Below are 14,030 nucleotides of genomic sequence, written 5' to 3' on the forward strand. Positions count from 1 at the left end.
TAATGCCCATGCTTTATACAGTGTAGGTGTTGAATATGTCCGCGTCGAAGGAGAACAAGATCAATGAAATTCGGTTTAGTCGCTATCACAGTGTTAGCAACCTTAGGAATGACGGCTTGTAGCCAGCCGTTAACTAGCGACAATCAAGCTGCTCCTGTGGTGATTCAATCCGCAGAGCAACAATATCTTCAACTTGCGGACCAGTATTTTAAAGCGCAACTCCAGCTTGAGCCGATATATGCCACGTTTGCAGGGGTAAGTGATTACAATAATGACTTTGGCGGTGATCTCACCGATCAGTATTATCAGGCGACTCATGAATTAAATCGCCGTTATCTTAGCCTCGCAAAGCAAATTGATCGCGCGTTGTTACCGCCAGATCTTCAGCTCAGCTACGATATGTTTATCTACAATCTGGATACTGCGCTGGCGTCTGAACAGTTCCCGAGCAAGTATCTGCCAATGACACAGTTTTATAGTTCTGTAATTACTATGGTGCAGCTAGGCAGTGCTGAGAGTGCGCAACCCTTTGCGACTGTTCAAGACTATAAAAACTGGCATCAGCGGGTTAACGGTTTTGTTAAGTGGACTCATTTAGCGCAGCAACGGATGAACGAAGGGATAGCCGCCGGTGTTGTACTGCCAAAAGTCTTGGTTGAGCGCATCATTCCGCAGTTGCGTGCGCAACTGGTCGATACGCCTCAAGACAGTATTTTCTATAACCCCGTAAAAACTCTGCCTGATAGTTTTACTGCGGCACAAAAGTCGGCGTTAACGGCTGAATACAGCAGCATGATTGCCGATGAATTGGTTCCAGCATTACGCGATCTTGCGGACTACTTCGAACACACCTATTTGCCAAAAACTCGCACTACTGCTGGCTATTGGGATTTGCCTAACGGTGCTAACTGGTATCAAACCCTAGCAAACTATCACACCACGACCACCATGCCAGTGGAAGAGATCCATCAAATTGGTTTACAAGAAGTGGCTCGCATCAAAGCTGAAATGGATAAAGTGCGTCAGCAAGTGGGTTTCAAAGGTGATTTGAAAGCTTTTTTTGCATCACTCTCAACTGAACCTCAGTACTTTTACGACACACCAGAAGGCTTAATTCGTGGATATGATGCGGTAAAAGCGCGCATTAATGCAGTATTGCCAAAATATTTTAATGTGATGCCAAAAGCGGATTATGTGGTTAAACCCGTAGAAGCATTTCGCGAACAGTCAGCTGCTGGCGCATCATACGAGAGCCCCGCCGTTGATGGCAGCCGTCCCGGCGTGTTTTATATCAATACCTATAATCTGCACGCGCAGCCTAAATGGGGCATGACTACACTGTCGCTGCACGAAGCATCGCCAGGCCACCATTTCCAAATTTCGATTAAGCAGGAGTTGGAAAACGTGCCTCAATTCCAACGTTTTGGCAGTTATACGGCTTTCGAAGAAGGTTGGGCCTTGTACGCGGAATATCTTGGGATCGAAATGGGCATATTTAGCGATCCATATCAGTACTTCGGCAAGCTGTCGGACGAGATGTTGCGCGCCATGCGCCTAGTGGTTGATACCGGCATGCACGCTAAACATTGGACCCGCGAGCAAGCTATTCAATACATGAAAGACAATTCGCCAATGGCCGAAAGCGATATCATTGCTGAAGTCGAGCGTTACATGGCTATACCTGGCCAAGCACTTTCGTATAAAGTGGGGCAGCTGAAAATTTTGGCACTGCGTCATAAAGCAGAGCAGGCTTTGGGTGCTAAGTTCGATTTAAAAGCATTTCATGACCAAGTATTGACCACTGGGTCACTGCCACTTGCCGTAATGGAAACTAAGATTGACCATTGGATTGCTACTCAGCAGTAAGTTTTATTACGCCGTCGTTTGACGGCGTTTTTGTCTGTCACTTTGGTTGCTTGCAAAATAGCTGCTCAACTTGGATTTAACCTTCTTCTATGGCTAACATCAGAATCAACACCGAGAGACTCATTCTGCGCAGCATGTGCAAGACCGACTGGCCACTCTTTTTCCGCTTAAATGCAGATGCAGAGATTAATCGCTACATTCGCGATGTTGAACCTGAAGCTATGCTTCGTGAAAAATTTTTAGCCCGTTGTGCGGGCGAGGATTTTTATCTTGATGATTGGTTGTCATTCACGATTGAACTCAATGGCGAGCCTATTGGTTTAATGGGCTTGAGTTGTCTCGATGAAGAGCTGGAACAAGCGGAAGTCGGCTATTTGCTGGCGCCTGAATATCAGCGCTATGGCTATGTCACCGAAGCGTTGAACGCATTGGTTGTTTGGTCGCAACAGGCTTTCCAGCTTCATAAGTTGATCGGCCGCTGCGTGGTAGGGAATTTGGCTTCTGCACGCGTGTTAGAAAAATGCGGCTTTCAACTCGAAGGTAAGCTGCGACACAACCATAAAATTGCCGGTTGTTGGTGTGATGAACTTTATTACGGACGTTTGCTTGATGATGGCTCATCGCCGCTGGGGTTGCTATAATCTGCGCAATTTTTCTAGATGGATACCACAGTGGCAACTCACACTGAATTTTACCTACGTGCTGATGAAGAATTTATCGAACTGTATAAAATTCTCAAAGCTGAAGGGCTTACCCAAGATGGCGCTCAAGCCAAAATCGCTATCGCAGATGGGCAAGTACAAGTGAATGGCGAGATCGAAACTCGCAAACGTAAAAAGATCTACGCCGGTGACAAAATCGTGTTTGCTGGCACCTTTATTCAAGTGTTAGCAACCGGCACCGAGCCAGCGGCGGTTGTTGCTGAGGAGCAGATGATGCAATTCCCTGATGATGATAACGGCCAGATGCTGCAAGCAATGGTCGATGCCGGTATGGACTTAACGCAATCACTGGATATCGATTTCTTCTTGGTGTTCGATGACCGTCGTGATGCAGAGTCAGCACTGGAAGATCTGACCGCAAATGATGAATCAGCCGTATTAGAACTGCAATTCAATGAAGAAGTGGAAAAGTGGGAAATCATTGCCAGCTACAACATGCTGCCAGAGTATGACGCCATTCTTGCCAAAGAAACGCAACTGAACAGTTTTGCTGCCGAGTTTGATGGTATGACCGATGGCTGGGGCGTGATGCAGCATCAAGACGGTGATGACTTTGCCGGTGATGACGATCATGAATGTGATGAGCACTGCCATCACTAATGATACCTGCGTGATCGTGCGTTAGTTATCAAGCGTTAGCAAGCTTACATTTGTTCACAAAATACCCTCACATTGTTTAACAGCCGGTGAGGGTATTTTTTTGTCTAGTTTTTTCGCTACGTTTTCGCTACATAGTTACTACTATTCCCATCAATACAGTCAGTTACGTTCCTATCTCAGTTGTTAATCAAAGTTTACCTTTTGGGCAACTTTGTCTTGTTTGAACTATATTAGACCAAAGGTTAGTTGCCTTACGTTAGCGTAAACGTAATTCTGTGTGCGTTTATTCGTGATGTCTTGTATGCAACAGGACGAACAGGAGCGTCAAATGAAACAACAGTTGGCTGACGATATCGTTATTGTCGCGGCTCGTCGTACGGCGATGGGCGGATTTTTAGGAACGCTTGCCTCAGTTCCTGCCCCAGCGCTAGCCGCTGCCACAATTAAAGCCATGCTCGACGATACCAAGTTGGCACCTGAGTCGATTGATGAGGTGTTACTCGGTTGCGTGCTACAAGCGGGCATTGGTCAAGCCCCTGCGCGGCAGGCCGCATTAGCAGCGGGATTACCTGTATCTGTCGGTGCCAGCACCATCAATAAAGTTTGTGGTTCAGGGCTAAAAACTGTGATGCAAGCCTACGACATGATTAAAGCGGGCAGTGCTGGTATTGTGATTGCTGGCGGAATGGAAAGCATGAGCCGCGCGCCTTACATCATGGATAAAGCCCGCACAGGGCAACGTATGGGGCATGGCAAACTGTACGATCATATGTTTGCCGATGGCCTTGAAGACGCCTATACCGGTGATTCTATGGGGAGTTTTGCGCAACAAACCGCTAATGAATTCGGTATTAGTCGTGAAGCAATGGATGCTTGGGCAATTCAATCACTGAATCGTGCTAACCGCGCTATTGCGGAGGGTGAATTTCAGCAAGAGATCGTTGATGTCGTGATTGCTGGGCGTCAAGGTGAGGCGATCGTTAACACCGATGAGCAGCCGGGGCGCGCGAAGCCAGAAAAAATCCCCGCCCTTAAACCGGCGTTTGCCAGCGACGGCACCATTACAGCGGCGAACTCCAGCTCAATTTCCGATGGCGCTGCCAGCGTATTGCTGATGAAGCGTAGCCAAGCCGAACAGTTGCAACTCCCGATCTTGGCCACCATTCGTGCGACTGCATCGCACGCGCAGCAACCAGCGTTGTTTACCACAGCGCCCATCGGCGCATTAAACAAATTGTTCAAGCAACTCGGCTGGACGGCAAGCGATGTCGACCTCTACGAAATTAATGAAGCCTTTGCCATGGTCACTATGCTGGCGGTTGACCAACTGGCGCTCGATGCTGAGCGCGTCAACGTCAATGGTGGCGCCTGCGCATTAGGGCATCCTATCGGTGCATCGGGAACCCGGCTGTTAGTGACTTTGATTCATGCATTACGTCATCGTGGTTTATCACGTGGTATTGCCACCCTTTGCATTGGCGGTGGTGAAGCGGTAGCCGTCGCTGTCGAAGTGTAATCGGAGGCGCGATATGACAGTTCAGGTCCATCATTTTATTAACGGCGAGTTTGTGGCAGGTGAAGGGAAGACGCAAATTCCTGTTACGAATCCGGCAGATAACAGTGTGATTGCAACGCTCAATGTTGCCAATGATGCCGAAATTAGCCAAGCGATAATCAGCGCACAAGCGGCGTTTTGCCATTGGCGCACCGTGCCGGTTTCTGAGAGGGCACGGTTGATGTTGCGTTATCAGCATCTGCTCAAACAGCATCACGATGAGTTAGCGACTATTTTGGCGCAGGAAACCGGAAAAACCTTTGAAGATGCGCGCGGTGATGTGTGGCGCGGCATCGAGGTCGTCGAACATGCCGCCAATATTGCCTCATTGATGATGGGGGAAACCGTTGAGAATGTGGCGAGTGGCATCGACAGTTACAGCATAGTGCAGCCACTCGGGGTATGTTTTGGGATTACCCCGTTTAATTTCCCGGCGATGATCCCCTTGTGGATGTTCCCGATCGCCATCGCCTGCGGTAATAGCTTTATTCTGAAACCGTCAGAACAAGACCCAATCACCCCAACGCGTTTAGCTGAACTGTTTGCTGAAGCCGGAGCGCCGAGCGGCATTTTGCAAGTGCTTCATGGTGATAAATCCGTAGTTGAGCGGCTGATCAATGACCCGCAAGTTAAAACAGTCTCGTTTGTTGGTTCTGTGGCGGTGGGGCAGCAGGTTTATCGCCAGGCAACAGAGCAACTAAAGCGCGCGCAAGTGTTCGCGGGTGCTAAGAATCACTGCGTCATCATGCCCGATGCCAACAAGACACAAGTGATCAATCAACTGGTGGGCGCGGCTGTTGGTGCTGCCGGACAACGCTGTATGGCGATATCGGTCGCGGTGTTTGTCGGCCAAAGTTATTCATGGGTGGAGGAACTTCGCGCTGCTTTGAGCAAGGTGACCCCGGGGCTGTGGAATGACTCCAATGCCGCCTTTGGTCCGTTAATTAGTCCAGCGGCAAAGGTGCGCGTACTCAGGCTGATTGAGTCCGGTAAAGCAGAAGGGGCAACTTGTCTGCTTGATGGCTCAGCGGCTGTGGTGACTGGCTATGAACAGGGCAATTGGGTTGGGCCGACGTTATTTACGGATGTCACGACCGAAATGAGCCTCTATCGCGAGGAGATATTTGGTCCTGTGCTCTGCTGTCTTCATGTTGACACGCTTGATGAGGCGATTGCGTTAGTTAACGCCAACCCTTACGGCAATGGTACGTCCATTTTTACTGCCAGCGGTGCTGCCGCACACCAATATCAGCAACAAGTTGAGGTCGGGCAGGTGGGCATTAATGTGCCGATTCCAGTGCCATTACCATTTTTCTCATTTACAGGCTGGAAGGGCAGTTTTTATGGTGATCAACACGCCTATGGCAAACAAGCGGTGCGGTTCTATACCGAAACCAAAACCGTTACTAGTCGCTGGTTTGCCGATGATGTCGTGAGCTCACCGAATATGACAATCTCCCTGAAGTAATGGCTAACACTGAGAGGTGAGCTGATGGATTTTCGTTTAACCGAAGAACAGCGCCAATTTGTTGAATTAGCAGAGCAATTTGCCGCAGAAAAATTGGCGCCGAATGCGGCCAAGTGGGACGCCGAACACTATTTCCCGAAAGAGGTGATTCAACAGGCGGGTGAGTTGGGCTTTTGTGCCTTGTATTCGCCTGAAGATGCTGGTGGCTTGGGCTTATCGCGTTTAGACAGCGCATTGATTTTTGAGGCATTAGCCAAGGGCTGTACCACAACCACTGCGATGATCACCATTCATAACATGGCCACTTGGATGATCACCACATGGGGCACCGCCCCTATTAAAGCGCAGTGGGCACCGGGGCTAACGAGCGGGGAACAACTAGCGTCCTATTGCCTGACTGAGCCCAACGCCGGTAGCGATGCGGCGGCGCTCACCACCAGCGCTCAACAAGATGGTGATCACTATATTCTCAATGGCGCCAAGGTATTTATATCAGGTGCTGGCGCAACCGATGTATTAGTGGTGATGGCGCGGACTGGCGATGCGGGGCCAAAGGGCATTTCGGCGTTTGTGGTAGCGGCCAATGCCGCAGGCGTTAGTTATGGTAAGGCGGAAGAGAAGATGGGGTGGAATGCACAGCCCACCCGCGAAGTCACTTTTGATAACGTGCGCATTAGCAAAGACGCGTTGCTGGGCGATGAGGGCGACGGTTTTTGTATGGCGATGAAAGGCCTTGATGGCGGGCGAATTAATATTGCCGCCTGCTCATTGGGCACAGCGCAAGCTGCCATTGAACACTCGATGGAATATATGGCGGAAAGACAACAGTTTGGTAAACCGCTGAGTGCCTTTCAAGCCTTGCAATTCAAGTTGGCGGATATGGTGACTGAGCTAACCGCCGCGCGCCAATTAGTCTATTTCGCCGCAGCACAGCTTGACCAACAACATCCTCAAGCAACCACCTATTGTGCGATGGCAAAGCGCTTTGCCACAGATGTTGGCTTTCAGGTTTGTGACAGCGCCTTACAGCTGCATGGTGGCTATGGTTACATTCGAGAATATCCGCTGGAGCGCTATTTTCGAGACTCTCGGGTGCATCAAATTTTAGAAGGCACCAATGAAATTATGCGGGTGATTATCGCCCGTAAACTGTTGGATAGCGGTATCTCAGCATTGGCGCGCTAAGCGTTAGGAGTCGGTTTATGTCAGGGTTACGTCATCAAATTGAGGGGCATTGCGCGGTTATCACTATTGATAATCCACCGGCAAATACCTGGACTTCGGAGTCACTGAATCAGTTAACCGAATTACTGCATCAGCTGGAGCAAGACCACACGATTTACAGTCTGATCATTACCGGCGCGGGGGAGAAGTTTTTTTCAGCCGGCGCTGAACTTCGCTTGTTTGCTGATGGCAATAAAACCAAAGCGGCCAGCATGGCGTTGGCCTTCGGTGAAGCCTTTGAAACCTTAAGTGCGTTTCGTGGGGTGACAATTGCCGCAATCAACGGATATGCCATGGGCGGCGGGCTGGAAGTAGCGCTGGCTTGCGATATTCGAATCGCTGAGCAACAAGCGCAATTGGCGCTCCCCGAAGCCTCAGTCGGCCTATTACCTTGTGCCGGAGGCACGCAAAACTTGACTGCTTTGGTGGGCGAAGGTTGGGCCAAACGGATGATCTTGTGCGGCGAACGCTTGACCGCAGCCTTTGCATTAGCCATCGGTTTAGTTGAGCAGGTCACTGACGCCGGGCAAGCGCTTACTGAAGCGCGAAAGTTAGCGAAGCAAGTTGAACGTCAAAGCCCGAGCAGTGTGCGCGCCTGCAAGCAGCTAATTCAAGCGGGACGCAGCATGCCACGCAATAAAGCGCTGCCACGAGAGCGAGAACTATTTATTGAGCTGTTTGATGGGGCAGACCAACAAGAAGGGGTTAACGCGTTTTTAGAAAAGCGTTCACCGCAGTGGCAAAACGACTAGTTGATATAAAAACTAAGCGTTATGCAGTCGTTAGTTTTAATAAAAATATAATCAAAAACAGCAAGATAGATAGTATTAAACCTAGGAGTTTTGCTTGGAATCAATAATTTTTTCGACCCTTGCCAGTAGCAAGGGCAAACAGATCGGCATCGCCACCTTGAACGCTGAAAAGTCACTCAATGCCCTCAGTGTGACGATGGTGGATGCGCTAACAAAGCAGCTAACCCTCTGGCAGCAAGACCCGCAGATTGCGGCGGTGTTGCTTGATGCGGTAGGGGATAAAGCATTTTGTGCCGGCGGCGATGTGCGCGCGCTTTATCATGCTCGGCAGCAGAACCCGCAGCATTTTGTTGCCCAAGTCAGCGATTTTTTTGAGGCTGAGTACCGCCTCGATTATCAACTGCATACCTTCGGTAAACCTGTGTTGGTGTGGGGTGATGGGATTGTGATGGGCGGCGGCATAGGCTTACTGATGGGCGCTAGCCACCGCATTGTCACTGAGCGTTCTCGGTTAGCGATGCCCGAGGTCACCATCGGCTTATATCCCGATGTGGGAGGCACTTATTTTCTCAGCCGTATGCAAGGCAAGCTGGGGTTATTTTTGGGGCTTACCGCCTATAACTTAACTGCGGCGGATGCGCGTTACGTCGGCATGGCCAATCACTTTTTGGCTTCGTCGGAAAAACAGCGGCTGTTGCACGCATTAACGGCGGTGGCATGGGGTGAAAATCACAGCCTTAACAAACAAAAATTGCACGATGTTTTGGATGACCTCGAAATCAGCTCGACTGAGCATGTGGGTAAAAGTCGCCTTAAAGCCAATCAAGGATTGATCGACAAACTGATGGACGGGCGGATCGGCGAGATTGTTAGCCGAATGCAGCAATTAGCCAGCAGTGAAACTTGGCTGGAACGGGCCAAGGCTACCATGTTGGCCGGAAGTCCACAAAGTTGGTTGCTGGCGGACGCGCAGTGTCAGTTGGGGCGCGAGATGAGCTTAGCTGAATGTTTTCGGTTTGAACTGGGGCTAAGTATAAACTGTTGTGTGCTTGGCGATTTTTGTGAAGGAGTACGGGCATTGCTGGTGGATAAAGATCGTCAGCCACAATGGGCCTATGGCGCACAGACTTTTCCACCCGATTCACAGTTACAAGCTTTGTTAACGTCACCGTTTAGCGGCGACCATCCTTTGGCAGATTTATAGCCGCATCCTATCGGCATATGTGCGGATAATGAGGTAACACGATGACAACCGTAGCATTTATTGGTTTGGGGAACATGGGCGCACCGATGGCGGCAAATCTGTTAAAACAGGGATTTACCGTGCGAGTGTTTGATTTGAATCCATCGTTGGTCAGCACCTTAGCTGACCAAGGTGCTTTCGCCTGCCCCAGTGCTTGTGGTGCAGCCGCTGGCGCTGATGTGGTGATCAGTATGCTGCCTGAAGGGCGTCACTCGCGCGCACTTTATCTCGGTGGTGGTGATGCCCAAGGACTGCTCGCTACCGTTGCCAAAGATACACTGCTGATTGATTGTTCTACTATCGATGTCGAGTCGGCAAAATCGATAGCCGTCGCGGCCGCAGCAAAAGGGCTCGACTTTGTGGATGCGCCGGTTTCTGGTGGCACAGCGGGCGCAGCGGCGGGCACTCTGACCTTTATTTGCGGCGGAGAAGTCGACGCCGTGATGCGCGCTAAGCCAATATTACAGGCAATGGGGCGCAATATTTTTCATGCAGGCGCGGCGGGTTGCGGTCAAATTGCCAAAATTTGCAATAACATGCTATTGGGCGTGTTGATGGCAGGCACTTGCGAAGCCTTGAGTTTAGGGATGGATAACGGTTTGGATCCGCAGGTGCTGTCGGATATTATGAAGGCCAGCAGCGGTGGTAATTGGACCTTAGAAAAATATAACCCTTGCCCAGGTGTGATGCCCGGTGTGCCCGCCTCAAAAGGCTATCAAGGCGGCTTTATGGTGGATTTGATGGTCAAAGACTTAGGCTTGGCGGGGCAAACAGCCTTAACAAGCCATTCAGCTACGCCAATGGGCAGCCTTGCGCGTAACCTATTTTTACACCATGCAAGGCAGGGGTTTGGCGACAAAGATTTTTCTAGCTTGTTTTCCCAATTCCGCTCCAAGTCAGAATAAAAGGATATTCAATGGAAATTAAAGGCAAAGTAGTTGCCATCACTGGTGGTGCCGGTGGTTTAGGTTTTGCTATGGCGCAAATGCTTGCTAACCGTGGGGCACGTTTAGCGTTGATCGATGTTGACCAAGAGAAATTAGAGCACGCTTGTGCCTTGTTAGGTGAAGTCGATGTCCAAGGCTATGCGGTTGATATCACCGATGAAGAGGATGTGATTGCTACCTTTCGTTTTATTTTGGAAGACTTTGGTCAACTGAATGTCTTGGTAAACAACGCCGGTATTTTATTTGATGGCATGTTAGTGAAAGCCAAAGACGGCAAAGTGACTGACCGTATGTCATTTGAGCAGTTCCAAGCGGTGATTAACGTCAATCTGACCGGCAGTTTCCTCTGTGGTCGAGAAGCCGCCGCAGCGATGATCGAGTCGTCTCAGCCGGGGGTGATCATCAATATTTCCAGTATCGCCCGTGCCGGTAACATTGGCCAAAGCAACTATGCCGCGTCTAAAGCGGGTGTCGCCGCAATGGCGATTGGCTGGGCAAAAGAGTTAGCTCGTTATCAAATTCGTTCATTGGCAATTGCTCCCGGGGTGATAGCGACCGATATGACCGCCGCGATGAAGCCAGAAGCGCTCGAACGGTTAGAAAAAGCGGTGCCGGTTGGTCGATTGGGCGAAGCGGAAGAAATTGCCAATACCGTCTGTTTTGCTATCGAAAATAGCTACATCAATGGTCGCGTGATTGAAATTGACGGCGGCCTGTCGCTGTAACCTAATTGAAGCCATTTAGCGCACTCACTTTGATGATGGCACCTAAAACGTCTGCACTCAGTTGCAGACGTTTTTTATGCGCTAAGCCATTTGAAAATGGACAAAAGTTGACAACTCACACGGCGCATTGAACAATCCTTGCGACTGTAGTTCCAAGTGGTAGGTGGTTGTTGGGTGGCTCATTGGCTGATCAGCGGGTGTAAAAAGTGTTTGTTATGGGTTGGATATGCTGGCGTTGTGGTCAATTATTCAGGCTTTTTGTATCTGCTATTTAGCGGAAGCTCCACCATACCCTTTCATTGGTTTTTTCTGATATCACCTTGGTTGTGCATCTATTTTGGTTTACCCCATCAGCAACAGCAAAATGTCATTCGCTGGTTTCTGAGAAAATTCAAATAACGATATTGCAGTAAACCTGCTTTGTTAATGGCAGAACTTGAGGGCAAAACATGAACAGCATCGGTGCTGTGGCGCGGTTTATCGGGCTTTCGTTAATGGCGTTTTTATTCGGTTGCTCAAAAGCGCCCGAATCTGCGCCTGTTGTGGCGCCACAACCTCAACCATCGTTTACTCCCTATGGCAGTTGGTCATCACCTATTACAGCGAGTGCGGTCTACAGCGCCTTTTCTGCCATCGGAGAGCTGCAAAGTAGCGGCGATATGCTGTATTTCGTTGAGTCAGATCCCGCAGCACAAGGGCAGTCAGGTATTAAACGACTGGATAGCAATGATAACGTTATTCAAGTGGTTGATGCTCAATTTGGCGTGGGCAGCCGCGTTCACGAATACGGCGGTGCGCCATTCCTCGCCATTGGCAACAGCATTTTTGCCACCAAAATGGCTGACCAACGTTTGTATCGTATTGCGCCTAATCAACCGCCAGTGCCGTTAACCCCTGAGGGCACTCGCCAAGCCGACTGTGTGTTTTTCACCAAAGGCTCGCGGATTTTATGTGTACGCGAAGATCATCGAGTGGATGGCGAAGCAACGGCAAGCTTAGTTGCGGTGAATCTTAATCAGCCGGGCGAGGGCGAGGTTTACCTCTCAGGGCAAGACTTTTTCAGCTCACCCACCATCAACCCTAGTAACACCCAAGCTGCATGGTTAACCTGGGAACATCCCAATATGCCGTGGGATAACACCCAACTATGGCGTGGTGAACTCGATAAAAAAGGCGCCATCATTCAGCCGCAGCAAGTGAAATTGCCGACCAATGGCGCCATTATGCAGCCGCAATATAGCCCTGATGGCACGCTCTATTTTATTGCGGATTTTGACAACTGGTGGAATCTCTATCGCATCAATGCCATGGGGAACATTGAGCAGGTTACTCAGCTCACCGGTGAGATTGGTGGCCCCGCGTGGGGATTAGGTCGAAATGATTACGCCTTTGAAAGCAATCAGCATGTGATTGTCGGTTTACAGCAACAGGGACATCTGGATTTACTTCGAGTGGATCTTGATTCAGGCGTCAGTGAGACTCTAGCGACTGATTTTGCTTCGGTGAAGCAGTTAATAAGCCATCAGGGGCAGGTCTATTTTGTCGGTGCTAAAGAAACCCCAGAGCGCGGTATTTATCGCGTTACTGGCCGTGGCACCGAATTAGTCTATGCACCTGAAATCGCAGCCGTCGAACCCAGTTATATCGCCAAGCCGGTCAGTATGAGTTTTACCACTGCGGATGGCAGTACTGCTTATGGCTTGTATTACCCGCCAACCAATCCGAATTTTGTGGCAGATACTGGCAGTTTACCGCCGTTAATTATGATGTTGCACGGTGGGCCAACCGCCGCGGCCAGTGCGGCCTACAGTGGCGATATTCAATTTTGGACCAGTCGCGGATTTGCTGTGTTTAATCTGAATTATCGCGGCAGCACAGGTTATGGTCGTGAATTTCGCCGCAGCCTTTACGGCAACTGGGGTGTTGCTGATGTCGAAGATGCCATCTATGCCGCTAAATATCTGGTGCAGCAAAAACTCGCTGATCCTGAAAAACTGGCGATTCGTGGTGGTAGCGCGGGTGGCTTTAGCGTGTTAGCGGCATTGGCGTTCCACGACACCTTTAAAGCGGGCACCAGTTATTATGGTGTCAGTGATATCGAGGTGTTAGCCAAAGAAACCCATAAGTTTGAGTCACGCTACCTCGATCAACTGATTGGTCCCTATCCGCAAATGCAGCAAACCTATCGTGATCGCTCGCCCTTGTATCATCTTGACGGTTTAAATGAACCTTTGCTGCTGTTTCAAGGATTGGAGGATAAAGTCGTCCCGCCCAATCAATCTGAGATGATCTATCGTGGCCTCGTTGATAAGGGTGTGCCGACAGCCTATGTGGCATTCGCGGGGGAAGGGCATGGCTTCAAACAGCCACAGCACAATATTTTGGCGCTGGAAACCGAACTTGCTTTTTATGGGCGCGTATTTGGCTTCACTCCTGCAGGAGAACTGCCGTCAGTCCCGTTGCAAAATGCTCAAGTGCTGGCGCGTTAATCGGCCTTACAACATTTGCTCGACAGCCCCTCAATGATGGGGCAATCGGGCGTGTCGCCGCCGTGACATTGATTGACCAATTCGCTTAATTCATGATGCAGTGCCTGTAGGCGCTGCATTCTCTGTTCAAGCACCAAAAGATGTTCACTTGCCAGCTTTTTCACATCACTGGCGCATCGTGCAGGATCATGCTTGAGTTGCAGCAAGCTGCGGCACTCTTCAATGCTAAATCCCAATTCACGACAATGCTGCACAAAGTTAAGTGCGGTCAGCTGTTGCTCGCTATATTCTCGATAACCATTGGCACCGCGATGACCTTTGACAAGGCCAATGTCGTGATAGTAACGAATACTTTTGACTGACAGCCCGGTTTTTGCGGCCACATCCCCAATTTTCATTCGACCTCCGACATATGTGCGTCACACTATCGATAGCTGTG

At 49.9% G+C, this 14,030-nt stretch carries 12 protein-coding genes and 1 pseudogene; 12 read left to right on the plus strand and 1 reads right to left on the minus strand.

Going from position 1 to position 14,030, the window contains the following annotated elements; genetic code table 11:
• Positions 1-63 precede the first annotated feature (63 nt).
• From JYB87_RS06835 to JYB87_RS06890, 12 genes and pseudogenes are all read left to right on the plus strand, one after another.
• Positions 64-1,866 carry a DUF885 domain-containing protein gene (locus JYB87_RS06835; protein WP_207356127.1) on the plus strand — a complete coding sequence of 601 codons (1,803 nt, stop codon included), beginning with the start codon at positions 64-66 and terminating at the stop codon, positions 1,864-1,866.
• Between the two features lie 89 nt (positions 1,867-1,955).
• Entirely contained in the window at positions 1,956-2,507 is a 552-nt protein-coding gene (locus JYB87_RS06840) for a GNAT family N-acetyltransferase (RefSeq protein ID WP_207356128.1), read from the plus strand.
• 18 nt (positions 2,508-2,525) lie between these two features.
• Positions 2,526-2,741: pseudogene (locus JYB87_RS06845) on the plus strand (RNA-binding S4 domain-containing protein); the annotation flags it as partial.
• Positions 2,742-2,801: 60 nt separating this feature from the next.
• Positions 2,802-3,188, plus strand: coding sequence for a ribonuclease E inhibitor RraB (locus tag JYB87_RS06850; protein WP_207356623.1), 387 nt, complete (start codon positions 2,802-2,804; stop codon positions 3,186-3,188).
• Positions 3,189-3,516: 328 nt separating this feature from the next.
• The gene (locus tag JYB87_RS06855) at positions 3,517-4,704 is read left to right on the plus strand and encodes a thiolase family protein (RefSeq protein WP_207356129.1); all 1,188 of its coding nucleotides are present in this window, start codon (positions 3,517-3,519) and stop codon (positions 4,702-4,704) included.
• A gap of 13 nt (positions 4,705-4,717) precedes the next feature.
• Positions 4,718-6,211 carry a CoA-acylating methylmalonate-semialdehyde dehydrogenase gene (locus JYB87_RS06860; protein ID WP_207356130.1) on the plus strand — a complete coding sequence of 498 codons (1,494 nt, stop codon included), beginning with the start codon at positions 4,718-4,720 and terminating at the stop codon, positions 6,209-6,211.
• A 24-nt stretch (positions 6,212-6,235) separates the two neighbouring features.
• Positions 6,236-7,396: an acyl-CoA dehydrogenase family protein gene (locus JYB87_RS06865; protein WP_207356131.1), complete on the plus strand. Its 1,161-nt coding sequence runs from the start codon at positions 6,236-6,238 to the stop codon at positions 7,394-7,396.
• A gap of 17 nt (positions 7,397-7,413) precedes the next feature.
• Positions 7,414-8,187: an enoyl-CoA hydratase gene (locus tag JYB87_RS06870; protein WP_207356132.1), complete on the plus strand. Its 774-nt coding sequence runs from the start codon at positions 7,414-7,416 to the stop codon at positions 8,185-8,187.
• Positions 8,188-8,281: 94 nt separating this feature from the next.
• Positions 8,282-9,391: an enoyl-CoA hydratase/isomerase family protein gene (locus JYB87_RS06875; RefSeq protein ID WP_207356133.1), complete on the plus strand. Its 1,110-nt coding sequence runs from the start codon at positions 8,282-8,284 to the stop codon at positions 9,389-9,391.
• A gap of 41 nt (positions 9,392-9,432) precedes the next feature.
• Positions 9,433-10,335 (plus strand): 3-hydroxyisobutyrate dehydrogenase, encoded by a 903-nt coding sequence (gene mmsB / locus JYB87_RS06880; RefSeq protein WP_207356134.1) that lies wholly within the window; start codon positions 9,433-9,435, stop codon positions 10,333-10,335.
• 11 nt (positions 10,336-10,346) lie between these two features.
• Positions 10,347-11,102: an SDR family oxidoreductase gene (locus JYB87_RS06885; protein WP_207356135.1), complete on the plus strand. Its 756-nt coding sequence runs from the start codon at positions 10,347-10,349 to the stop codon at positions 11,100-11,102.
• Positions 11,103-11,551: 449 nt separating this feature from the next.
• Positions 11,552-13,591 (plus strand): S9 family peptidase, encoded by a 2,040-nt coding sequence (locus tag JYB87_RS06890; protein ID WP_207356136.1) that lies wholly within the window; start codon positions 11,552-11,554, stop codon positions 13,589-13,591.
• On the opposite strand, the gene cueR is transcribed toward JYB87_RS06890, so the two are convergent.
• Positions 13,588-13,989 (minus strand): Cu(I)-responsive transcriptional regulator, encoded by a 402-nt coding sequence (gene cueR / locus JYB87_RS06895; RefSeq protein ID WP_207356137.1) that lies wholly within the window; start codon positions 13,987-13,989, stop codon positions 13,588-13,590. The genes JYB87_RS06890 and cueR overlap by 4 nt on opposite strands.
• Positions 13,990-14,030: the final 41 nt, after the last annotated feature.

This window comes from Shewanella avicenniae (assembly GCF_017354945.1).
GTDB lineage: Bacteria > Pseudomonadota > Gammaproteobacteria > Enterobacterales > Shewanellaceae > Shewanella > Shewanella avicenniae.